This is a genomic window from Selenomonas ruminantium AC2024 (assembly GCF_000687995.1).
GTDB classification, from domain to species: domain Bacteria; phylum Bacillota; class Negativicutes; order Selenomonadales; family Selenomonadaceae; genus Selenomonas_A; species Selenomonas_A ruminantium_B.
Map to the genome: position 1 here is coordinate 917,741 of NZ_JIAC01000001.1, position 22,982 is coordinate 940,722.

19 protein-coding genes, 7 tRNA genes and 3 rRNA genes are annotated in these 22,982 nt (G+C 50.6%); 21 read left to right on the top strand and 8 right to left on the bottom strand.

The features are described from left to right. Positions 1-164: 164 nt before the first annotated feature. The 8 genes from P157_RS13840 to P157_RS0104260 all read left to right on the top strand — a co-directional run bounded on the left by P157_RS13840 (position 165) and on the right by P157_RS0104260 (position 5,549). Positions 165-1,727: ribosomal RNA gene (locus P157_RS13840) — 16S ribosomal RNA — on the top strand. A 104-nt stretch (positions 1,728-1,831) separates the two neighbouring features. Further along, a tRNA-Ala gene (locus P157_RS0104230) sits at positions 1,832-1,907 on the top strand. Positions 1,908-1,911: 4 nt separating this feature from the next. Continuing rightward, positions 1,912-1,988, top strand: a tRNA-Ile gene (locus tag P157_RS0104235). Positions 1,989-2,153: 165 nt separating this feature from the next. Continuing rightward, positions 2,154-5,070: ribosomal RNA gene (locus P157_RS0104240) — 23S ribosomal RNA — on the top strand. Between the two features lie 72 nt (positions 5,071-5,142). Continuing rightward, positions 5,143-5,259: ribosomal RNA gene (gene rrf / locus P157_RS0104245) — 5S ribosomal RNA — on the top strand. The 16S, 23S and 5S rRNA genes sit together here with 5 tRNA genes alongside, the layout of an rRNA operon. A 27-nt stretch (positions 5,260-5,286) precedes the next feature. Beyond that, positions 5,287-5,362 (top strand) — tRNA-His (locus tag P157_RS0104250). Between the two features lie 13 nt (positions 5,363-5,375). Then, positions 5,376-5,451: transfer RNA gene (locus P157_RS0104255), tRNA-Trp, on the top strand. Positions 5,452-5,458: 7 nt separating this feature from the next. After that, positions 5,459-5,549, top strand: a tRNA-Ser gene (locus P157_RS0104260). 95 nt (positions 5,550-5,644) lie between these two features. Here the strand turns inward: P157_RS0104260 and P157_RS0104265 are convergent. The 3 genes from P157_RS0104265 to P157_RS0104275 form a co-directional block, all read right to left on the bottom strand. Next, the gene (locus tag P157_RS0104265; protein WP_026759915.1) at positions 5,645-6,403 is read right to left on the bottom strand and encodes a C40 family peptidase; all 759 of its coding nucleotides are present in this window, start codon (positions 6,401-6,403) and stop codon (positions 5,645-5,647) included. Between the two features lie 34 nt (positions 6,404-6,437). Next, on the bottom strand, positions 6,438-6,734 hold the full coding sequence (locus tag P157_RS0104270) for an ArsR/SmtB family transcription factor (protein WP_037353087.1): 297 nt from the start codon (positions 6,732-6,734) through the stop codon (positions 6,438-6,440). Positions 6,735-6,854: 120 nt separating this feature from the next. Next, positions 6,855-7,937: a MupG family TIM beta-alpha barrel fold protein gene (locus P157_RS0104275; protein ID WP_026759917.1), complete on the bottom strand. Its 1,083-nt coding sequence runs from the start codon at positions 7,935-7,937 to the stop codon at positions 6,855-6,857. A gap of 235 nt (positions 7,938-8,172) precedes the next feature. Between P157_RS0104275 and P157_RS0104280 the strand changes: the two genes are divergently transcribed. The 3 genes from P157_RS0104280 (at position 8,173) to P157_RS0104290 (ending at position 8,974) form a co-directional block, all read left to right on the top strand. Next, positions 8,173-8,706 carry a methyl-accepting chemotaxis protein gene (locus P157_RS0104280; protein WP_026759918.1) on the top strand — a complete coding sequence of 178 codons (534 nt, stop codon included), beginning with the start codon at positions 8,173-8,175 and terminating at the stop codon, positions 8,704-8,706. Positions 8,707-8,817: 111 nt separating this feature from the next. Further along, positions 8,818-8,894: transfer RNA gene (locus P157_RS0104285), tRNA-Asp, on the top strand. Between the two features lie 4 nt (positions 8,895-8,898). Next, positions 8,899-8,974: transfer RNA gene (locus P157_RS0104290), tRNA-Phe, on the top strand. Positions 8,975-9,038: 64 nt separating this feature from the next. On the opposite strand, the gene P157_RS0104295 is transcribed toward P157_RS0104290, so the two are convergent. Beyond that, positions 9,039-9,257: a hypothetical protein gene (locus tag P157_RS0104295; protein WP_026759919.1), complete on the bottom strand. Its 219-nt coding sequence runs from the start codon at positions 9,255-9,257 to the stop codon at positions 9,039-9,041. Positions 9,258-9,374: 117 nt separating this feature from the next. Between P157_RS0104295 and P157_RS0104300 the strand changes: the two genes are divergently transcribed. Together P157_RS0104300 and P157_RS0104305 are read left to right on the top strand one after the other, a co-directional pair. Then, positions 9,375-9,941 carry a TMEM165/GDT1 family protein gene (locus P157_RS0104300; RefSeq protein WP_026759920.1) on the top strand — a complete coding sequence of 189 codons (567 nt, stop codon included), beginning with the start codon at positions 9,375-9,377 and terminating at the stop codon, positions 9,939-9,941. A 219-nt stretch (positions 9,942-10,160) separates the two neighbouring features. Beyond that, a complete protein-coding gene (locus tag P157_RS0104305; RefSeq protein WP_026759921.1) occupies positions 10,161-11,483 on the top strand; it encodes an RNA-binding domain-containing protein in 1,323 nt (440 codons plus the stop codon). Positions 11,484-11,590: 107 nt separating this feature from the next. On the opposite strand, the gene ilvA is transcribed toward P157_RS0104305, so the two are convergent. After that, on the bottom strand, positions 11,591-12,841 hold the full coding sequence (gene ilvA, locus P157_RS0104310) for a threonine ammonia-lyase (RefSeq protein WP_026759922.1): 1,251 nt from the start codon (positions 12,839-12,841) through the stop codon (positions 11,591-11,593). Positions 12,842-13,033: 192 nt separating this feature from the next. Between ilvA and P157_RS0104315 the strand changes: the two genes are divergently transcribed. Together P157_RS0104315 and P157_RS0104320 are read left to right on the top strand one after the other, a co-directional pair. Then, positions 13,034-13,462, top strand: a complete 429-nt coding sequence (locus tag P157_RS0104315; RefSeq protein WP_026759923.1) for a universal stress protein — start codon at positions 13,034-13,036, stop codon at positions 13,460-13,462. Between the two features lie 19 nt (positions 13,463-13,481). After that, complete coding sequence (locus tag P157_RS0104320; RefSeq protein WP_026759924.1) at positions 13,482-13,898, top strand: universal stress protein; 417 nt, start codon at positions 13,482-13,484, stop codon at positions 13,896-13,898. Between the two features lie 557 nt (positions 13,899-14,455). On the opposite strand, the gene nrdG is transcribed toward P157_RS0104320, so the two are convergent. From nrdG to P157_RS0104335, 3 genes are all read right to left on the bottom strand, one after another. Then, positions 14,456-14,950 carry an anaerobic ribonucleoside-triphosphate reductase activating protein gene (gene nrdG / locus P157_RS0104325; protein ID WP_026759925.1) on the bottom strand — a complete coding sequence of 165 codons (495 nt, stop codon included), beginning with the start codon at positions 14,948-14,950 and terminating at the stop codon, positions 14,456-14,458. A 6-nt stretch (positions 14,951-14,956) separates the two neighbouring features. Next, entirely contained in the window at positions 14,957-15,244 is a 288-nt protein-coding gene (gene nrdD, locus P157_RS0104330; protein WP_026759926.1) for an anaerobic ribonucleoside-triphosphate reductase, read from the bottom strand. Between the two features lie 251 nt (positions 15,245-15,495). Then, entirely contained in the window at positions 15,496-16,536 is a 1,041-nt protein-coding gene (locus P157_RS0104335; RefSeq protein ID WP_037368539.1) for a mechanosensitive ion channel family protein, read from the bottom strand. A gap of 107 nt (positions 16,537-16,643) precedes the next feature. On the opposite strand from P157_RS0104335, the gene P157_RS0104340 reads away from it, so the two are divergent. The 6 genes from P157_RS0104340 (at position 16,644) to P157_RS0104365 (ending at position 22,973) form a co-directional block, all read left to right on the top strand. Next, complete coding sequence (locus P157_RS0104340) at positions 16,644-17,183, top strand: GNAT family N-acetyltransferase (protein ID WP_026759928.1); 540 nt, start codon at positions 16,644-16,646, stop codon at positions 17,181-17,183. A gap of 748 nt (positions 17,184-17,931) precedes the next feature. Continuing rightward, positions 17,932-18,591, top strand: coding sequence for a deoxyribose-phosphate aldolase (deoC, locus tag P157_RS0104345; RefSeq protein WP_026759929.1), 660 nt, complete (start codon positions 17,932-17,934; stop codon positions 18,589-18,591). Beyond that, the gene (locus P157_RS0104350; protein ID WP_026759930.1) at positions 18,591-19,772 is read left to right on the top strand and encodes a phosphopentomutase; all 1,182 of its coding nucleotides are present in this window, start codon (positions 18,591-18,593) and stop codon (positions 19,770-19,772) included. The genes deoC and P157_RS0104350 overlap by 1 nt, the downstream gene beginning before the upstream one ends. 24 nt (positions 19,773-19,796) lie before the next feature. Further along, positions 19,797-21,119 (top strand): pyrimidine-nucleoside phosphorylase, encoded by a 1,323-nt coding sequence (locus tag P157_RS0104355; protein ID WP_026759931.1) that lies wholly within the window; start codon positions 19,797-19,799, stop codon positions 21,117-21,119. A 174-nt stretch (positions 21,120-21,293) separates the two neighbouring features. Beyond that, positions 21,294-21,674, top strand: a complete 381-nt coding sequence (locus P157_RS0104360) for a cytidine deaminase (protein ID WP_026759932.1) — start codon at positions 21,294-21,296, stop codon at positions 21,672-21,674. 99 nt (positions 21,675-21,773) lie between these two features. Then, positions 21,774-22,973, top strand: a complete 1,200-nt coding sequence (locus P157_RS0104365) for a NupC/NupG family nucleoside CNT transporter (RefSeq protein WP_026759933.1) — start codon at positions 21,774-21,776, stop codon at positions 22,971-22,973. Positions 22,974-22,982: the final 9 nt, after the last annotated feature.

Consider the following 22,982-nt stretch of genomic DNA (forward strand, 5'->3'; position numbering starts at 1 on the left):
TTGTTCTTTGAAAACTAAACAATGCAAATAATCATGCAACATGATTAAAGCCAGATGTTTGAGAAGTGAAAACTTCTTATTAAAACATCGATTGGTATGAATAACATAGCAATCGGCAATTTCTTTAATAGATAATTGAGAGCTTGATTAAGTTCTTCATAAATTTTATGGAGAGTTTGATCCTGGCTCAGGACGAACGCTGGCGGCGTGCTTAACACATGCAAGTCGAACGAGACGGATTGAAAGCTTGCTTTTGAAATGTCGAGTGGCAAACGGGTGAGTAACGCGTAGACAACCTGCCGCAAAGATGGGGACAACAGTCCGAAAGGACTGCTAATACCGAATGTTGTCAGTTTTCCGCATGGAAGACTGATTAAAGATGGCCTCTACTTGTAAGCTATCGCTTTGCGATGGGTCTGCGTCTGATTAGCTAGTTGGTGGGGTAACGGCCTACCAAGGCGACGATCAGTAGCCGGTCTGAGAGGATGAACGGCCACATTGGAACTGAGACACGGTCCAGACTCCTACGGGAGGCAGCAGTGGGGAATCTTCCGCAATGGGCGAAAGCCTGACGGAGCAACGCCGCGTGAGTGAAGAAGGGTTTCGGCTCGTAAAGCTCTGTTGACGGGGACGAACGTGCGAGATGCGAATAGTTTCTTGCAATGACGGTACCCGTCGAGGAAGCCACGGCTAACTACGTGCCAGCAGCCGCGGTAATACGTAGGTGGCGAGCGTTGTCCGGAATTATTGGGCGTAAAGGGAGCGCAGGCGGGAAGGCAAGTCAGTCTTAAAAGTGCGGGGCTCAACCCCGTGATGGGATTGAAACTGTCTTTCTTGAGTGCAGGAGAGGAAAGCGGAATTCCTAGTGTAGCGGTGAAATGCGTAGATATTAGGAGGAACACCAGTGGCGAAGGCGGCTTTCTGGACTGTAACTGACGCTGAGGCTCGAAAGCGTGGGGAGCGAACAGGATTAGATACCCTGGTAGTCCACGCCGTAAACGATGAATGCTAGGTGTAGGAGGTATCGACCCCTTCTGTGCCGGAGTTAACGCAATAAGCATTCCGCCTGGGGAGTACGGTCGCAAGACTGAAACTCAAAGGAATTGACGGGGGCCCGCACAAGCGGTGGAGTATGTGGTTTAATTCGACGCAACGCGAAGAACCTTACCAGGGCTTGACATTGATGGAAAGCACTAGAGATAGTGCCCTCTCTTCGGAGACCAGAAAACAGGTGGTGCATGGCTGTCGTCAGCTCGTGTCGTGAGATGTTGGGTTAAGTCCCGCAACGAGCGCAACCCCTATCATTTGTTGCCAGCACGTTAAGGTGGGAACTCAAATGAGACTGCCGCGGGCAACGCGGAGGAAGGCGGGGATGACGTCAAGTCATCATGCCCCTTATGTCCTGGGCTACACACGTACTACAATGGGATGGACAGAGAGCAGCGACCCCGCGAGGGCAAGCGAACCCCATAAACCATCTCCCAGTTCGGATTGCAGGCTGCAACCCGCCTGCATGAAGTCGGAATCGCTAGTAATCGCTGGTCAGCATACAGCGGTGAATACGTTCCCGGGCCTTGTACACACCGCCCGTCACACCACGGAAGTCATTCACACCCGAAGCCGGTGGGTAAACCGCAAGGATATAGCCGTCTAAGGTGGGGGCGATGACTGGGGTGAAGTCGTAACAAGGTAGCCGTATCGGAAGGTGCGGCTGGATCACCTCCTTTCTAAGGATTACAAAATCTTAGGTCGGAGCATCTGCTTTGCTAGAAATAGCGTTTGCATTGTCTAGTTTTGAGAGAATAATCTCTCTAAAATTAAATACCATAATGGGGGCGTAGCTCAGCTGGGAGAGCACCTGCCTTGCAAGCAGGGGGTCAGGAGTTCGATTCTCCTCGTCTCCACCATTATGGGCCTATAGCTCAGCTGGTTAGAGCGCACGCCTGATAAGCGTGAGGTCAATAGTTCAAGTCTATTTAGGCCCACCATTAAAAACGAATGGTATATGTACACTGAAAACTACACAGAAGAAATTAAAATGTATCAATTTTAACCAAAGGTCTACACGACAGTGTAAACAGAGGTTGAACGAACATTTTAGGATTCAAAAGCATAGACATCATAAACAATATGATACTTTATGGCAAAACGAAAGTTAAGCTACAAAGGGCATATGGTGGATGCCTAGGCGTTTCGAGCCGATGAAGGACGCGATAAGCTGCGAGAAGTCATGGGGAGCCGCAAGTAGGCTGTGAGCCATGAATATCCGAATGGGGCAACCCGATACGAGTTATGTCGTATCACCTAGTTTCTAGGAGGCACACCCGGTGAACTGAAACATCTAAGTAACCGGAGGAAAAGTAATCAAAAGAGATTCCCTCAGTAGCGGCGAGCGAACAGGGAAGAGCCCAAACCGGACGTCTTCGGACGACCGGGGTTGAGGACTGGCATCAAGCGGAAAGTTCCTAGCTGAAGCTTCTGGGAAGGAGCGGCACAGAAGGTGAAACCCCCGTAAGCGAAAGGAAAACAAGCGGGCCGGTATCCAGAGTACCACGAGACACGTGAAACCTTGTGGGAAGCAGGGTGGACCACCATCCAAGGCAAAATACTACGAAACGACCGATAGCGCATAGTACCGTGAGGGAAAGGTGAAAAGAACCCCGGGAGGGGAGTGAAATAGAACCTGAAACCGTATGTCTACAAGCAGTCGAAGCACTTTATATGTGCAACGGCGTGCCTATTGAAGAATGAACCGGCGAGTTAATTTATGTAGCGAGGTTAAGTGGAAGACACGGAGCCGAAGCGAAAGCGAGTCTTAATAGGGCGAAAGTTACATGGATTAGACCCGAAACCACAGTGATCTATGCATGGCCAGGTTGAAGCTCAGGTAAAAATGAGTGGAGGACCGAACCCGTGAGTGTTGAAAAACTTTGGGATGAGCTGTGCATAGGGGTGAAATGCCAATCGAACGTGGAGATAGCTGGTTCTCCCCGAAATAGCTTTAGGGCTAGCCTCAGGCGACACATAAAGACGGTAGAGCACTGATCGGACGCGGGTCTGTAATGGATACCAACTCCAGTCAAACTGCGAATGGCTTTATGAGAAGAACCTGGGAGTCAGAATGCGAGTGATAAGACCCGTATTCAAGAGGGAAACAGCCCAGACCGCCGACTAAGGTCCCCAATGCTGTACTAAGTGGAAAAGGATGTAGGACTTCCTAAACAACCAGGATGTTGGCTCAGAAGCAGCCACCATTTAAAGAGTGCGTAATAGCTCACTGGTCGAGAGGCCCTGCGCCGAAAATATCCGGGGCTCAAGTACAGAACCGAAGTCGCGGCATGCGCAAGCATGGGTAGGGGAGCGTTCCATGGGCGTTGAAGGTTGACCGGAAGGACAGCTGGAGCGTATGGAAGTGAGAATGCCGGTATGAGTAGCGAAACGGCCAGTGAGAATCTGGCCCACCGAAAGCCTAAGGGATCCTGGGCAACGCTCGTCGTCCCAGGGTAAGTCGGGACCTAAGCCGAGGCAGCAAGCGTAGGCGATGGACAACAGGCGAAAATTCCTGTACTGCATGAAGTTGTTTGAGGATGGAGTGACGCAGCAAGGAGTCTGAGCTGGCGATTGGAAATGCCAGTCGAAGGCGGTAGGCTGGAGCGGAGGCAAATCCCCGTTCTGTAAGGCTGAGAACCGATAGATAGACGCGTACTTCGGTACAAGTCAAATTCAGACGTACTACACTGCCAAGAAAAGCTTCTAACGAGACGACATGTACCCGTACCAAAACCGACACAGGTAGGCGGGGAGAGAATCCTAAGGTGCGCGGGAAAACCCTCGTTAAGGAACTCGGCAAAATGCATCCGTAACTTCGGGAGAAGGATGGCCGGAGCTGGTGAACCCTGTACAGGGGAAGCTGGAGCCGGCGACAGAAGAGAAGCCCAAGCGACTGTTTACCACAAACACAGGTGCCTGCTAAAGAGAAATCTGACGTATAGGTGCTGACACCTGCCCGGTGCTGGAAGGTTAAGAGGACGGGTTAGCCGCAAGGTGAAGCTCGGAATTGAAGCCCCAGTAAACGGCGGCCGTAACTATAACGGTCCTAAGGTAGCGAAATTCCTTGTCGGGTAAGTTCCGACCCGCACGAAAGGTGTAACGACTTGGGCACTGTCTCAACGAGGGACCCGGTGAAATTGAAATACCTGTGAAGATGCAGGTTACCCGCGACTGGACAGAAAGACCCCATGGAGCTTTACTGCAGCCTGTCATTGATTTTTGGCATGTAACGTACAGGATAGCTGGGAGACGGAGAACCATTGTCGCCAGATGATGGGGAGTCAATGTTGGGATACCAGCCTTTGCGTGTTAGGAATCTAACCCTGAGAGTAACGAACTCGGGGACAGTGGCAGGCGGACAGTTTGACTGGGGCGGTCGCCTCCGAAAGAGTAACGGAGGCGTCCAAAGGTTCCCTCAGCGCGGACAGAAATCGCGCGAAGAGTATAAAGGCAGAAGGGAGCTTGACTGCGAGACAGACACGTCGAGCAGGTACGAAAGTAGGGCTTAGTGATCCGGTGGAATGAGAGTGGAATTGCCATCGCTCAACGGATAAAAGCTACCCTGGGGATAACAGGCTAATCTCTCCCAAGAGTCCATATCGACGGGGAGGTTTGGCACCTCGATGTCGGCTCATCACATCCTGGGGCTGAAGCAGGTCCCAAGGGTTGGGCTGTTCGCCCATTAAAGTGGTACGTGAGCTGGGTTCAGAACGTCGTGAGACAGTTCGGTCCATATCCATCGCGGGCGTAAGATACATGAGGGAAGCTGCTCCTAGTACGAGAGGACCGGAGTGGACGGACCGCCGGTGTACCAGTTGTTTCGCCAGAAGCATAGCTGGGTAGCTGCGTCCGGAAGGGATAAACGCTGAAAGCATCTAAGCGTGAAGCCTGTCCCGAGATGAAGTATCTCATGGAGTAATCCAGTAAGATTCCTTGAAGAAGACAAGGTAGATAGGTTGGGAGTGGAAGTGCCGTAAGGCATGCAGCGGACCAATACTAATAAATCGAGGGCTTATCTTTCAGAGCTAAAATGTTCAATACAAACGATTTCTTCTGTATAGTTTTGAGTGTTCATAGAACACCAAATAAATATCTGGTGACGATAGCTGAGTGGTTCCACCTGTTCCCATACCGAACACAGTAGTTAAGCACTCATACGCCGAAAGTACTTGTCTGGAGACGGACTGGGAGGATAGGGCGTTGCCAGTTTTTCCCTATATGGGATTTTTTATCATGGCGGCTTTGGTGAAGCGGTTAACACACTGGATTGTGGCTCCAGCATGCATGGGTTCGATCCCCATAAGTCGCCCCATTTTTTAATATGTAGGGGTATAGCTCAATTGGTAGAGCAACGGTCTCCAAAACCGTAGGTTGTGAGTTCGATTCTTACTGCCCCTGCCATATATACGGAGTGGTACTCAAGAGGCTGAAGAGGACGGTTTGCTAAATCGTTAGGCTGGGTAACCGGTGCGGAGGTTCGAATCCTCTCCACTCCGCCACTTGAAATTAAAGTCATTGCTGAGGCAATGGCTTTTTGTCGTCTCTAAAATTGTGCAAAAAAAATCCTTCCCCAAAAAGGGAAGGTGTTTGCTATTCATTTTACGATATGTTTACCGCCTAAGTAGCGCGGTGCCCAGTAGGTATCGGAGAGGGCATCCACCCGGACACCTTTGCTGGAGCTGGCATGGATGAATTCGCCGTCGCCCAGATAGATGCCGCAGTGGGAGGCGCCAGGTTCGTAGGTGGTAAAGAAAACCAAATCTCCGGGAACCAGTTGTTTGCTGCTGTTGGTGCGCAGCCCCAGCTTGTATTGTTCATCGGCAGTACGAGGGATGTTGATGCCGTTCTTGGCAAAGACGTATTGGAGATAGCCGGAGCAGTCAAAGGCCTTGGGCGTTGTTCCACCAAACGCATAAGGCACTCCAATATAAGAGCGGGCAGTTTTCAGCAGGGCTCCGACCTTACCTTTGGCAAGGATGGGCGCATTGTTGGGAGCCAGCGGCCCTTTGGAAGCGAGCGTACCACTTTCTTTGGCGGCAGGTTTGGGGACGTCCACGCCCCATTTAACCTTTTTAGCCTTTTGCAGAGCCCGCCAGGTGGCGTTATTGACGATACCGGTGATGCGGATTTTGTTATCCCGCTGAAATTCTGCAACAGCCCGTTCGGTTTCACTGCCGTACACGCCGTCTACGCTGGTTATCTTATAGCCGACAGCCTGTAATTTTTTTTGCAGGAGCAGCACATCATGGCCATGGGATCCTTCCTGCAGAGTAGGGGAAGCCAGTGTGACCGCGCTCGACATGAAGAGCGCCAGTCCCAGGGTTAAGCCTGTTTTGAGCAACTGCTTGTTCATCGGCATCGTCCTTTCGTCAATGTTTGACAGGGAATCAATGTTCCTGTACGTGATCAAGTCCCATGTGCATGAGAATGAGCACATGGTCATCATCGAGGCTGTAGAAGGCCTCTTTGCCTGATTTGCGGAATTTTACCAGCCGGGCAGCCCGCAGGACACGTAGCTGGTGCGAAATGGCTGACTGGCCCATCTGCAGGCTTTCGGCAATATCGCAGACGCAGAGTTCATCCTCTGCGGCCAGCAGGGAGAGCAGTTTAATGCGGGTTTTATCGCCCAGCACCTTGAATAAATCTGCCAGTTCCAAACTGGTTTCATCGTCCAGCTTACGCATGGCGCAGGTTTTTAATTTATCGGGATGTATGTGATGAATCTCGCACATATCCGTAGTCAATGTATCAGACATAAAAATGTTTCCTTCCTCGTTCGACTTATTCTTTTATTATAACACAAATCATTCGTGGAAGATGAAGGAAAATTTCCGGCCAGGGCTGATGTACTCAATGAGATTGAGCTCACGGGAATCAATCTGAGCAGCTACATTTACCCCCGTATCTGCCGGCAGGTTGCTGCGGCAAATCTGCACTTCTCCCATATAGGGAAGGTTCCGTTCATTGTCAATGGTGATAGCTCCTAAGGGACGGGAAACAGCGTTTTCCGGCGCAATCTGCAGCTCCGTGTCCTGCCAGAAATCCTGGCTGTCACCAGCCCGTACAGCGTTTTGCGCCACATCCTGACGCGCCGTGAACACATGCTGTAAATGTTGCCGTAATTGGGGATTTGGTGTCAGCCACTTGGCCTGCAGGGTTACTGCTTTATCCGAGAGCTGGCTGATGGCTTGCAGCTCCTCGGGCAGCGGCGGCAGGTCACCGAGGAAGATGGCATCAATACCCAAAGCTACAAGATGACGGGCCGCCAGAGAGGCAGTTTCTTCCCGATGATTTTCCAGCGTAGGACAGCCCGCTTTGCAGAAATTATGCTGGCGGTTAGCGCCGGGAACAAAGGCTCCTACTCGGATGCCGGCTTTGTGCAGCAACATGGTCTTGCGTACAAGCAGGTCCTCGCTTAGCCCGGTAAAGGGGCGTGGATAAAAGCTGTGCAGGGCTTCGATTTGCCGGAAGTTGGCCTTTAGCTCGACCAGCGCGGCAATAATCCTGCTGGTGACAGTGGAGGCATTCAGGGCAATGCGTATGCCCTGCCGATTCTGGGAGAGGGTGGCAATCTCTGCGGGGGAAAATCCCTCTGCCAGCCGCAGGGTCTTGATGCCCCAGATGCGGAACAGGGAGGGACTTAGTTCTGGAAGTTCCAGCCTTTCCTGCGTTTGCGGCGTGACGTTAGCGACAACTTCCATATCATTTTGCCGGGCCGCCTTCAAAATGGCCGACAATTCTCCTTTTATATCACCCAAATCGGTGGGATATTCAGGCAAAGCAAGAAAGAGCCGCCGCAGACCACAGGCAGCTGCTTCCTCGATGATGGCCAGGCTCTGCTCCACGGGCGTTCCCTGGCCGGGATATAGTGAAATACCATTTTCCATAGCAATTCCTTCCTTAGTTCATATATCCTCGTGCCTTTTCGGTAACGGTCAATCTTTATGTATTTATTCGGTTTACAAGGGCGAGAATCCTTTTGATAATCTTATGAAAATTTTTTCGAAAGAAAAGAAGGTTTTTAGAGTCGTATGTGGAATTAAAGAAGAGCAAGGCATTATAGGAAAATCTAAATGGGGCGTTGACTATTGATGTGAATTATTAAGATGGGGAGGAATATAAATGGCAGAGGATATCAAAAACAGGGAAGAGATTAATGCACGGCTGTCTTCGGCGATTGAGGAAATCGCCACTTCAACCCAGACGGTTTATGAAGCAGTCGAGCAGGTAGCCAAAAGTGCCAGTGCGCTGGCCAAAGCAGGTCAGGAGTCTGTAGAACAGGCTAAGCTCCTGCAGGAAAAAAATGCGGATACCATCAAGGTCATCGATTTCATCACCAATATCGCCGGCCAGACGAACTTACTGGGCCTCAACGCCGCCATTGAAGCAGCCCGTGCCGGTGAACAGGGACGTGGCTTTGCCGTCGTAGCTGAAGAAGTGCGTAAGCTGGCGGAACAGTCCCGTGAAGCAACGGAAAAGATTCAGTCCACGCTGAACGAAATGAACAAGGCCGTTGAGGGCATTTCCAAGACGATTGAAACCACTGGCTCCATCAGTGAGGAGCAGGCCGCTTCCACCGAGGAAATCACGGCGAATCTGTCCCGTGTGACGAAAGCTGCGGAAGACTTGAAGAAGTTTGTGGAAGCCTTGAACTAAATGGTGAAAAAATAACCTTTCTGCTGTGAAAGGTTATTTTTTTGCGAAAAAGCTATTGACAACGAGGGCTTTTATCCGTATAATTATGTCCTGTGAGTGACACATTCACATGGCCCGGTAGTTTAGTTGGTTAGAATGCCGCCCTGTCACGGCGGAGGTCAGGGGTTCAAGTCCCCTTCGGGTCGCCATTTTGCCTTTGTAGCTCAGTTGGTAGAGCAGGGGACTGAAAATCCCCGTGTCAGTGGTTCGATTCCGCTCGAAGGCACCACTTAACAAATCAAGCCCTTGTCATGGCACTTAGCTTTGACAAGGGCTTTTCGTTTTATCAGGTACTAGCGGGCGCGGAAGTCGATATAGAGGATTTCCGCCACGGAAAAAATAAGCAGTCCCTTTTTGGTGAAGAAGGAGAAGGAATCAATTCCCTGAAACTGAAAGGAACTTAAATCATTGCTTTGCAGGAATTTAGGGCCGTCTTTGTCGGTATAACGGATGGTCAAAATATCGTCGATGGAGACGGATGAACCGCCTTTCCAATGTACAATCGCTCTCATGGTTTCACCCCCAGCACTTAAAAAAATTCGACGGCTGAGAGGATTTTCCTGCTTTTTTCGAGAGCACCTGTGTTATATTGTGTATATCATATTTGCAACAGTTTAGGAGTGGAATGGATGGAAGCATTTTGGGCATCTTTCTTGTTGATTTTTTTCGCTGAGATGGGGGACAAGACCCAGTTCCTCGTGATGGCACTGGCAGGCCGTTATGACAGCCGCCGGGTGTTTGTGGGGATGACCCTGGGGATAATCGTGGTACATGCCATGGCGGTGCTCTTGGGTGCCACCATCGGCAGTCTGCTGCCAGCGGAAAAAATGGCTATTGCCGCCTCAATCCTCTTTATTTGCTTTGGCCTTTGGTCCTTGAAGGGGGAGGAAGATGCGGAAGAAGAGGAATGCAAGGCCAGCCGATTCGGGCCGGTGATGACCGTAGCATTGACCTTTATCGTCGGCGAAATGGGCGATAAGACGCAGCTGGCAGCTGTGGCGCTGGCTTCGGAAATGAATAGCTGGCTGATGGTCTTTATCGGGGCCGTGGCCGGCATGATTATCGCCGACGGCATGGGGCTGGTGGCAGGCAACTACCTCCAGAAAAAAATATCGCCCCCGACCATGCAAAAAGTGTCGGCGGCGATATTCATCGTGTTCGGTGTGGCAGGGTTGGTGCAGTGCTTGATTCTATAAAAATATCATAGGCTTTTTTGGAGTAATTATCAGGATAAACGACGCGGTTGCTTGTCTAATTCTTGTAGTTTGCCCAATAAATTTGGGGCAAAGTCTTTGTATTCAGGTAGCGTTGTATCAGACTGTAAAAGTTTGAGGAAACGCGGGGGTTATTCTCTTGCATTCTCTTTCTATCTCTTTTATAATGAGAAAGAAAGAGAATGAGAGAGGAACAACGTGATGACCAATAGAGAAAATGTAGATATTGAATACAAGCGTGTATATGTTCAAGAGCTTCGCAAAGATATTGTAGCTTTTGCCAATACAGAAGGTGGCACTCTTTATATAGGCATAAACGATGATGGCTCGGTGGCAGGTGTAGAAGATTCAGATGATACCATGTTGCGACTGGCGGGAAGTCTGAAAGATGGCATCGCACCAGACATTATGCCTTTTGTGCAGATTCGAGCTTTCGAACAAGAAAATAAGGTCGTGATTGCAGTAGAAGTGTCCATTGGTTCTGCCAGACCGTATTATTTGAAGGACAAGGGCTTGAAGCCGACTGGAGTGTATGTACGCCGGGGAACCTCATCGCAACCCCTCAGTGAAGCAGGGATAAGAGATATGATTGTGGAGTCATATGGCAAATCCTATGAAACATGTCGCAGCCTTAACCAAGAGCTTACCTTCGAGGCTTTTCAGAAAGAAATGGCCGTGAGGGAAATGGAATGCGGGGCCGTGCAGATGCGTACATTGAACATGATTGGTGAAGATGGTCTCTTCACCAATCTTGCCCTGCTGTTGTCTGACCAGTGTGAACATACGCTAAAAGTGGCCGTATTCCAAGGCACAGATGATGTCGTATTCCGCAATCATCAGGAGTTTAGTGGCTCGTTGCTGTCACAGTTGGAAGAAGGGTATGCTTTTCTGGATAAAAATATAGCAGTCAAATCAACTATTGAAGGCCTGCGACGCAAGGAGCAGAGAGACTATCCTATAGCGGCCGTCAGGGAAGCATTGCTCAATGCCATTATCCATCGTGATTACAGTTTCAATGGCAGTACGTTGGTAAACATATATGATGACAGAATAGAATTCGTGTCCCTTGGTGGCTTGGTAGCGGGGCTTTCCATGGAGGCTGTGCTGATGGGGGTATCTCAGTCACGCAATGCCTGTCTGGCAAATGTATTTTACAGGCTGAAACTGGTAGAAAGCTACGGTACCGGTATAAAGCGTATTAAAGCTCTGTATAAAAATAGTCAGCGTCAGGCTGTTTTCGAGTCAGCACCAGGGGCGTTCAAGACCACGCTGTTTAATCTAAACATTATTGAAGAGCCAGAAATAGTAACGCCATACCAGCCAGAGGCAGAAAAAGAAGCCGTGATGAAGTTGGCAGCCAACAAGGGGATGGTTACCCGCAGGGATGTTGAGGAGGCACTGTCCGTGGGGGCAAGCAAAGCATATTCTATATTGACAAATATGTGCAACGATGGAGTCTTGATAATGCAGAAGGCTGGAAAAAGGACACAGTATGTTCCTGTGCGGCGGGATGGGCGTAACTGATCAGCGTGGCAAAGGATTAATGTTATTGTCCTTCTAAAATATAAGTGCAAACAAAAAAGCTCTTGGTGAGAAGCCGAGAGCTTTTTTCTGCATAGCGGGGGTTGTCATCAGTAAATCCGTTCCAGCTCATACCCGTTATCATGCAGGGCTTTGGTGATACGCTGGATGTGTTCTTCGTTGTTGGTTTCGCAGGTGACTTCGAGAATTACCTTTTTGAAACTGTCGGTCACTTTGGACTGGTTGTGGTTGAGTTCGATGACGTTGGCATTTTCTTCGGCGAGGATGCGGGCGACGTTGAGGAGCTGGCCGGGTTTATCAGGCAGGAGTACGCCGAAGCAGAAGACGCGGCCACGGGCTATTTTTGCTTTTTCGATAAGGGCCGAAATCGTGGAAATATCGATATTGCCGCCGCTGACGATGGCAGCTACTTTTTTGCCCTTGAAGGGGAGCTTGGAGAGGGCGGCAAGGGACAGCACGCCTGCGCCTTCGGCGATGAGTTTGTGCTTTTCAATGAGCGATAATAAAGCGCCCATAATTTCCATTTCGGAAACGGTGATGATATCGTCGAGGTATTTCTTGCAGAATTCGTAGGTGAGTGTGCCTGCCGTCTTTACGGCGCAGCCGTCGGCTACAGTGTCGGCGGATTTTAGGGTCGTGATTTTTCCTTTTGCAAGAGCCGCTTTCATGCAGGCGGCGTTTTCCGGCTCTACGCCGATAACTTTGATGTTGGGGTTGACGAGTTTGGTAGCCAGGGCTACGCCGGAGGCAAAGCCGCCGCCGCCGATGGGCACGAGGATGGCGTCAATGTCCTTGCAGGCGTCGATGATTTCGAGTGCCGTGGTGCCCTGCCCTAAAAGCACCTGCAAATCGTTGAAGGGGTGGATGTAGACATAGCCGTGCTGTTTTTGCAGTTCGAGGCTGTAGGCGTAGGCATCGTCAAAACCGTCACCGTGGAGCACAACTTCGGCGCCGAGGGCTTTGGTACCTTCGACTTTTAAGATTGGGGTGGTGGCGGGCATACAAATAACGGCCTTGACGCCGAGTTTTTGTGCGGCAAAGGCTACGCCCTGTGCATGGTTGCCAGCGGATGAGGTAATAACGCCTTTGGCACGCTCTTCGGGGGTGAGCTGGCTGATTTTATTATACGCGCCGCGCAGCTTGAAGGCGCCGGTGTGCTGGAGGTTTTCGGGTTTTAGGTAGACTTTGTTGCCGGACAGTTCGGAGAAAAAGTCACTTTCAATGAGGCGGGTTTTGCGGACAATGCCCTCTAAATTGCGGGCGGCTTGATAGACTCCTGCGATGGTAGTCTGGGCGACAATTTCGGCATTGTTTGGTTTGCTGGCTTTTTCTTTTGACATGATATGGCCTCCTCGTTGTATGGCGGTTTACATAATTGTTATTTTTATCTAGTATAATCATCTAAAATGTTCTATTTAGTGTAGCATTATCCGTGAGAAAATGTCAATGTATTTTCTCGTTGTCAGGGCAGGATTTTGCAGGCGGCGGCGCGAAGTATAAAGACAAAGAGTATTACGGGGAGGTATGTTCAGATGAAGTTATCCCGTATTTTAGTGCCGGTGGACGCGTCCGATACATCGAAGCGGGCTCTGAAGTTTGCAGCAAATCTGGCTGATGAGATGGGAGCCAAGCTGGATGTGCTCCATGTGACTTATTTTACCAGTGAAACGGATGCGCAGGAGGAAAGCTGGCTGCCGGATGATATTGCCGGGGATGTGCGCAGTGATGAAGCAGCAACTCAGACCATGGTCAAGGGTTGTATGCCGGATGATGTTGATTATGCGTATCATACTCGCACGGGGATGCCGGTGGAGGAGATTTTGCAGTTTGCTGAGGAAAGCCTGCCGGATTTAATCGTGACCGGTGGCCGGGGGCTGGGAGTCGTGGAAGGCTTCTTTGCAGGCAGTGTCAGCCAGGAATTGGTTGAGCGGGCGCAAACGGCAGTGATGGTGGTTAAATGACCTTGAGGGGGTAATCATTATGATGAAAAATATTCTTGTACCGGTGGATGGTTCGGAAGGTTCGGATCGTGCCGTGGCAGAGGCTATCGCTATGGCCGAGGTCTGTGAGGCAAAGCTCAACTTTCTCTATGTGGCCAACATCAATCAGCTGGCGATTAATGCCTGCCTGTCGGATGCTATTTTGGAAGCGGTAACGAAGGCCGGAAATGTTATTCTGGACAGAGCGATGGAAATGGTGCCCTCGGGGATTGAAAAGGAAGCCTTTTCGGAAACGGGGTCGCCGGCCGTGGTGATTCTGGATTTTGCTTCGTCTAATGATATTGATTTGATTATTATGGGCAGCCGCGGGCTCGGTATTGTCAAAGGGGTACTGTTGGGCAGTGTCAGCCAGTATATTGTGGAACAGGCGAAATGCCCGGTGCTTGTTGTTAAGTAGTTCTTGGTTGGCTAGTGGCTGGCGGGGCGGCTGGCTGTTGTCCACGCTGTGCTATGGCATTTTGCTAAAAATATTTTTTGCCAATTATAAAAAGCAAAGCATCTAAACTCACTGCGTTCAAACAGTAGATGCTTTGCTTTTTTTAGGTGGTGGGCAAAAAATATTTTCTTAACGCGAAATGTCATACGCGCCGCTTAGGACAACAGCCAGCCACCCCGCCAAAGATACTATCTAGCCATTATTATGCAACTATATCGCTGGTTGGGACAAAAACTCGCCGAAAAGTTAGCAGCAGCCGCATGGCTGAGCAAAAGCGATAGCCTCGCAACTAGCCGCCAGCGGCCATACTTGCCTAAGCGAAGCGTTAGGCGAGCGAGCGTAAAGAAAAATCTCCTTTGCCTACCTTAATATCTTGGGGAAAAGTCTACTGTTTGAGCGTAGCGAGTTTTGACTTTTCACCATGCTTAATTAAGGGCAAAGGAGATTTTTTAGCGAGCCGCCGAGCTGCGCGTGGCAAGTATGGCCGCTGGCGGCGTACTACGAATACGAAGTGCGAACTAAAATAGTGTTTTAATCTTGCCTGTCTTGCGGTAGGCGTTCATATCGATGACTCTTTGGTTGCTGGAGCCGCGGAAGTTCAGGGTCAGGTCCCGCAGGCGTTCTTCGTAGCGGCCATCCACCAGCACATCGAGTTCTTTCAGCAGAGCATCGATGGCGGGATTTTTCTTGGCAACGAGCTGTTCTAAGGTGTAGCCCGTGTAACTCCAAACATCAAGCCCGCGGGCATGGGCCTCACGGGCTAGTTTGGTCAAGGGGGAGGGCTGTAGGAACGGCTCACCGCCGCTGAAGGTGATGCCGTCCAGCAGGGGATTGGCATCTACGAGGGCGAGAATTTCGTCCGTATCGGCATCACGGCCGCCGGTGGCGGGATGGGTGCCAGGGTTATGGCAGCCAGGGCAATGATGGGGACAGCCCTGGGTAAAGATTGAGAGGCGCAGGCCGTCACCGTCCACGATGGATTCCTCTACAATGCCTGCAATGCGAATTTTCATTTTGGCTTAGTGCATAACCGTGTGTTTTACGCGGTCGTGTTCTTCTGCGCGCTTCGCATTGTTCCAGCGGTCAATGGTACCTACCAGATAACCGGTAATGCGGCGGATGCGTTCAAATTTCTGCGGCTGGAGTACATAGTCCAAATGAATCTGGCCGTCGGCTGCAGGGGTCAAGGTCAGTTCGTTGACTTTTTCGTTGGTCTGTTCTTCCACATAACCAATGTACTGGGCGATTTCTGCCTCGGTTACATCGCTGAGACCATCAACGGTTACTGCTACATCATTTACCATCATGATAATCACCTATCCTTTAATTTATATGACCCGTTGGGGTGTGTTTAAGACTAACCACAATAAGTGGTGAATGTAAGGAAATTATACAATATGTATGGCGCTTAGTCAATAGAAATACTATATATAGGTGTTTGTGCACGTAGTTATCCACAAGGAAATTGGCGCATGAAGCCCGCGCCAAAGGCGCAAAAAAAATTATCCACAGATTGCCATGACGGGAATCTGTGGATATCTGCATGTTTCTGTTGTCGTTATTGCTGAACGATGGTCCGAATCGGGAAGGGAATTTCGATGCCTTCTTGGCGGAAACGGGCGGTCAGCGCTTTGATGAATTCGTGCTTGAGGCGGAACTGGTCATCAAAGCGGGCGGAGTGCAGGAGCACGTTGAAGTCGATGCTGCTGTCGCCGAATTGATAGAAGCGTACAGCGGGCTGACGGTCGGCATCGAGTTTTTCATTGAGGTCGGTAAGCACCTGACGGGCAACTTCCAAAGTCACCTCTTCCACCTTCTGTAAATCGCTGTCATAGGCCACGCCCACGGGAATCTTGATGACGATATCGTGGCGGGGCATACTGTAGTTCGTGATGATGGAGGAGGCAATTTTCTGATTCGGAATGACGACCATATTGCCGTCCCCAACCGGAACGATGGTGGTGAAGCGCCAGGTGATGTCGGTGACGCGGCCTTCCTCGCCGGAGCTTAGATGAATGTAGTCACCTAAGCGCAGCTGTTTGGAAAGAATCAGATGCAGCCCCGAAAAGATATTGGCCAGTGTTTCCTGCAGAGCCAGGGCCACGGCCATACCACCGACACCTAAAGCGGTGAGGATGGGAGCAATGGAAATGCCGTAGTATTGCAACACGACGAGGATGCCCATGGCGTAGATGATGCCGTTGACGATGGCATTCAAGAGTGTGGTCTTGGGCATGGTCTGCTGGGAGCGTTCGATTTGCATATCGATAACGCCGCTGACTGTGCGGGCGATGACCCGCGTGATGGTCAGGATAATCACGGTAAAGAGAATGTAGGAAAAAATCTTTACCAATGGTTCGATGATGTCGATGGTGTTGACAATCCAGTAGAGGCCAACGACTAAACAAAAGGAAATCGGCACGCCCTGCAAGGCTGTTACCAATACGGACTGCCATGAGGCTTCGTCCGTATTGATGCGATTCATGACTCGCTTTTTTATCATGCGGTTGAGCATGATGCCTGCCGTGAGTGCCGCAAAAAGTATGCAGAGTGGCACAATGAGCATTTCCAAAAGATGAGTCCAGTCAATGCTGCTCATCCATCCTGTATTGAGCAAAGTAATTCCTCCCTTGCGATAAATCTTGAAATAAAAAATCCCTCTCATTATACTATATGTAGCTGAAAAAAAATAGTAAGGGGGATTTTATGTCTGAGATTTTAATAACGGGGCCTCGCCTGCGCCTGCGGAAAGCTACGGAAAAAGACCTGGATTTCATTATAGATTTGGAATACGCCGAGGATAACCTGCCTTATATCGTGCCCTTTGACCGGGATTTCCATATCAATATCGTCACGAAAGGCGAAGCCTCCATGGATGTGATTGTGGAGGAAGTCGAAACTGGCGAGCCAGTGGGATACTTTCTCGTGGCAGGCTTAAAGACGGACGCTAAGGAAATGGAATGGACCCATGTGATTATCGCCAAGAAAGGTTTGGGCTATGGGCATGAGGCCATGCAGCTTATCAAGAAATGGTGCTTTGCGGTGAAGAAATTCCATCGGGCTTGGTTGGATTGCAAGGATTATAATGAGCGGGCCTTGCACCTCTATGAGTCGGAAGGTATGGTGCGGGAAGGATTGATTCGCGAGACAATCATTACGAATGGGAAGTATGAGAATCTTGTGATACTGGGCATTCTTGATCGGGAGTACGAGGCTCGCTTGGCAGAGGGGAAAGAGCTGTCCTAATGGTTAGCTCGTGCTAAAGATATTCCGTTCATGTGTTGTTCGGGGCAAACGGAGGAGTAATTTTTCTGTTTTCCGCTAAACGCCCCCCCTCGCGAAATAGAGCTGTCCAGTTACCTGCGCCGGGCAGGCCAACGGCGCTGCTTTCAGCGTGTTTGCTTAGCTTTGTTCTCTTGGGGCCGGCCTTCACTACGCTCAGGCAGTCGCTCCCTACAGAAAAATCACTCCCCCGTCCGCCCCAAGTTGCGGATTAGGCATTTGCCACGAACTCGTTGCTCCCGTAACAAGAACATCGATGTACTTGCTCCTTATCACCACGAAAATGATGGTTGATACGGACATCACTTAGGGCGGAGATGGTGATGCTTTTCGCTGTGGAACGACTGTCCGAACGCAGTGAGGACTGGCCCACAAACGGCACAGACTAAACACTGGGCTGAACATACGCGCCGCCGGTCTTGCCCGGCGCAGGTAACTAAAAAGCCCATAAATTTACTTGTGGGTCATTCAGTGCAACGGCGAAAAGTATTGCCACCTCCGCCCAACTGAGCTGTAACAAATATCAGCAAGCTCGCATTAACATCGACATACTGCAATTGACCAGCGCGAACAAAAAAGCGAATAATTTTATCCAAGTAAAAGGACACTTACAGACATGTGTCCTTTTATTGTGCGATGAATTGCGATACAATAAGAATAACAAAGGGGATGAATAGATGTTCCCACGGGTTTTAAGCTAGGAGGCTATACAATGAATGCACAGGAAATTTTGTCCAAGGTTGACCACACGTTGCTCAAGCAGACGGCCACTTGGGAGGATATAAAGGAAATCTGCGAGGAGGCTGTGAAGTATCACACCGCTACGGTTATGATTCCTTCTTGTTTCATCACGAAGATTCGGGAGAATTATGGCGGCAAGCTCAAAATTGCAACCGTAGTCGGTTTCCCGAACGGTAACTGCAACACGGCGGCCAAGATTGCCGAAACGGCACAGGCCCTGGCCGATGGTGCGGAAGAAATCGACATGGTGATTAACATTGGCATGCTTAAAGCCGGTGAAACGGAATACGTTACCGAAGAAATCCGTGCGCTGAAGCGCCTGTGCGGTGAACGTGTGCTCAAGGTTATCGTAGAAACCTGCTTCCTGTCGGAAGAGGAGAAAATCGCCGCCTGCAAGTGCGTAACGGAAGCTGGCGCTGATTTCATCAAGACTTCTACGGGCTTTGGTTCTAAGGGCGCAACGCTGGAAGATATCAAACTCTTCAAGGACCATATCGGCGAAGGCGTACAGATGAAGGCTGCGGGCGGCATTCATACCCGCGAGGAAATGGTCGGCTTCATCGAAGCTGGCTGTACGCGTCTGGGGGCCAGCGCAGCGGTGAAAGTGCTGAAAGACGAGGTGGATAAATAATGGGCAAGTTCAAAAGAGCGTTTGTTATCGTTTTGGACAGCTACGGCATTGGCCAGGAACCGGATGCAGCAGACTTCGGCGATGGCGAGTGCAACACCTTAAAATCCATTGTGGGTTCTTCGAAATACGACACGCCGAATATGAAGAAGCTGGGCCTCTTTAACATTGATGGTGTAGGCTGCGGTGAGCCGGTGGAAAAGCCGCTGGGTTCCTTTGCCCGCCTGCGTGAGCTTTCCCGCGGCAAGGATACGACCACGGGCCATTGGGAAATCGCGGGCATCGTGTCCGAGCGTCCCATGCCGACCTATCCGGATGGCTTCCCCGCTGACCTCATTGAAAAGCTTGAAAAAGCCTTCGGCAAGAAGATCCTTTGCAACAAGCCGTACTCCGGCACGGCAGTCATCCATGACTATGGTCAGGAGCAGGAAAAGACTGGCGGTCTGATTGTCTACACTTCCGCAGACAGCGTATTCCAGATTGCCGCCAATGAAGCGGATGTTCCCGTGGATGAACTCTATGGCTACTGCAAGACGGCACGCGAAATCCTGCAGGGTGAGCATGGTGTAGGCCGTGTCATTGCCCGTCCGTATGTGGGCAAGTTCCCGGACTATCAGCGCACTTCCCGCCGCCATGATTTCTCCCTTGACCCCACGGGCGATACCATGATGGACGCTCTGCGCCGCAAGGGGCTCGATACCATTGGCGTAGGCAAGATTTCCGATATCTTTGCGGGCAGAAATGTCAGCCGTTCCTTAGGGATAAATAAGGACAACGTAGATGGCATGGAAAAGACGCTCAAGGTGATGGATGAAGACTTTGAAGGTCTGTGCTTTGTAAATCTCGTGGACTTTGATATGCAGTATGGCCATCGCCGCGATATTGACGGCTATGCAAATGCCGCAACAGTATTTGATAAGCAGCTTGGTGAATTCATGGCCAAGATGCGCGATGATGATGTGCTGATGATTACGGCTGACCACGGTTGTGACCCCGGCGCTCCTGGCACCGACCACACCCGCGAATACATCCCCCTGCTGATTTACGGTAAGCATGTCAAAGAAGGCGTAAATCTGGGCACGTATCCCACCTTTGCTATGATTGGCGCCACCATTTCCGACATGTTTGACTGTGACCTGAAAACCAAGGGCGAGAGCCTGCTCCCGCGCTTTATTAAAGATTAAACTTTAGAAAAGAGGCTGTTTTCGATGAGAATGTACGACCTGATTACCAAGAAAAAACACGGTGAGGTTCTGACGGATGAAGAAATCCAGTTCATGATTGATGGCTATGTCAAGGGTGAAATCCCCGACTACCAGATGTCTTCTATGCTGATGGCGATTTGGTTCAACGGCATGACGGACCATGAAATCACCCAGCTGACGATGGTGATGGCAAAATCCGGCGATATGATTGACCTCTCCGCGATTGAAGGCCGTAAGGTCGACAAACATTCCACGGGCGGTGTCGGCGATAAGACGACCCTGATTGTTGGCCCGATTGTCGCTGCCTGCGGCGGCAAGGTGGCCAAGATGAGCGGCCGCGGCCTCGGTCATACCGGCGGTACGGTGGACAAGCTCGAATCCATCCCCGGTTACAAGACGGCCCTTGACCGCAAGGAATTCTTCGATACGGTCAATAAATGCGGTATCAGCCTGATTGGCCAGTCCGGCAATCTTGCGCCTGCCGACAAGAAACTCTATGCCCTGCGCGATGTAACGGCAACCGTTGATTGCATTCCTTTGATTGCCTCCTCCATCATGAGCAAGAAGCTGGCCGCAGGTTCTGACTGCATTCTGCTCGACGTTAAGACCGGCAGCGGCGCGTTCATGAAGACGCTCGATGATTCCATCAAACTTGCTCAGACCATGGTGGCTATCGGTGAAGGCGCAGGCCGCCGCACGGTAGCACTCATTACCGATATGGATACGCCGCTGGGCCTTGGCATCGGCAACAGCCTCGAAGTCATCGAATCCATGGATGTTCTGAAAGGACATGGCCCGGCTGACCTCACGGAAGTATCCCTGCAGCTGGCCGCCAACATGCTCTATCTCGTGGGCAAGGGCGACCCGGATGAATGCCGCAAGCTGGCCGAAAAATCCATCGAAGATGGTTCTGCCTTTGAAACCTTCTGCACGATGGTCAAGGAACAGGGCGGCGACGACAGCGTACTGCGCGATTACAGTAAGTTTGCTCAGGCACCGTTCAAGGCCGAAATCAAGGCTGAGGAAGACGGCTTCATCACGAAGATGAACGCTGAAGCCATCGGCGAAATGTCCGTTATCTTAGGCGCAGGCCGTGAAACGAAGGAAAGTGATATCGACTTCTCCGCCGGCCTTATGCTCCATAAGAAATACGGTGACGCGGTGAAGAAGGGCGACGTCCTCGTTACGCTCTATACGTCCAAGGAAGCAGCCCTTAAAGGTGCCGAAGACCTCTACCGCAAATCCGTGGTTATCGGCGCGGACGCTCCCGAAAAGAAACCGCTGGTTTATGCCCGCGTGGAAAAAGACCTGGTAGAGAAGTATTAAGAAAAGCCTTCCCCTTAAGGGGAAGGGGGACCGCGTTAGCGGTGGATGAGGTGATGATTGGCCAATTGAGCGTTTCCACCTCATCCGTCAGCCTTATGGCTGACACCTTCCCCTCAAGGGGAAGGCTTCCCAATAAATTGTCATATAATTATGTATTGAAGGAGAGTTTTTACTGTGGAGGATAAAGACTTAATCGCCGCGGCGAAAAAATATCGGGAAAACGCCTACGCGCCGTATTCCAAGTTCAAAGTTGGCGCGGCCGTGCTGACGAAAAAAGGCAATGTCTACGGCGGCTGCAATATCGAAAATTCCAGCTTCCCCATCACGAATTGTGCCGAGCGCACGGCCATCTTCAAGGCCGTATCCGAAGGGGAACAGGAGTTTGCCGCCATTGCGCTCATTGCCGATACGCCGGGGCCCTGCTCGCCTTGCGGTGCCTGCCGTCAGGTGATGGTGGAGTTTAAGATTCCCCGCATCATCATGGCGAATATGAAGGGTGATGTGAAGGTAGTTACCCTTGAAGAAATTATGCCTTATGCTTTTACAGAATTCTAATATATTGACAATTACACTGGATTTGTGCGAAAATAGGACACATGTCCTATGATTAACAATTAGGACATGGAAGTACAAATCTCTAAAGGGGAATGAATCATGTATTTAGTAGTAAACCTTATTGGCATCTTTGTCTTTGTAGCCATTGGTGTCTTGTTGTCGAAAAAGCGAAAATCCATTCAGTGGCGCTGTGTGGGTGCGCTTTTAGCACTTAATGTATTTTTGGCCTGGTTCCTGACGTCCTTTTCCATTGGCCGTGAAATTATCATCGCCGCTGCTGCCGGCTTTAACTGGCTGGTCAGTGTAGCTTATGAAGGTATCGCCTTCGCTTTCCCGGACTGGGTGCATGTGCCGCAGATGAACTTCTTCACGTCGGCTCTGCTGCCTATCCTCCTGGTTGTGCCGATGTTCGATATTTTGACCTACATCGGGATACTGCCCTGGGTTATCAAATGGGTAGGTAAGGTACTGGCCTTCCTGACCCGCGCACCGAAGTTTGAATCCTTCTTTGCGATTGAAATGATGTTCCTCGGCAACACGGAAGCCTTGGCTGTATCGAGCCTGCAGTTAAAGCGCATGAAGGCTGACCGCTGCCTGACGCTTGCGATGATGTCCATGAGCTGCATCACGGCAGCTATGGTGGGTATCTACATCAAGATGATGCCCGGTGAATTCATCCTGACGGCTATTCCTTTGAATGTCATCAATGCTTTGATTGTCACCAACATTCTGCATCCGGTGAAGATTAAGGAATCGGAAGATACGGTAGCAACTGTAGGCGAAGGCAGCGAAGAAAAAGAACCCTTCTTCTCCTTCCTGGGCAACAGCATCTTAAATGCCGGCCGTCTGGTGTTGATTATCTGTGCTAACGTTATCGCGTTTGTGGCACTGGCAAAACTCATCGATATGCTGCTGGTGCTGATTCATCCGGCTATTACCCTGGAAAATATCCTGGGCTGCATCATGTTCCCCTTTGCCTGGCTCATGGGTTTGGAGAGCGGGGAGGCTTTCCAGCTGGCACAGTACATGGGAACGAAGCTCGTGACCAACGAATTCGTCGTTATGCTGAGCGTTCAGGATACGCTCGCAACCTTCAGCCGTCATATGCAGGGCGTGCTCACGGTGTTCGTCACTTCCTTTGCGAACTTTGCAACGCTCGGTATGATTATCGGCTGCTTCAAGAGCATGGTGGATGATGACAAGAATGAACTCATCTCCCGCAACGTAGCCTATATGCTGCTGTCTGGTATTCTTGTATCCCTGCTGTCCGCAGGTATTGCCGGTCTCTTTATCTGGTAAATTATTCAA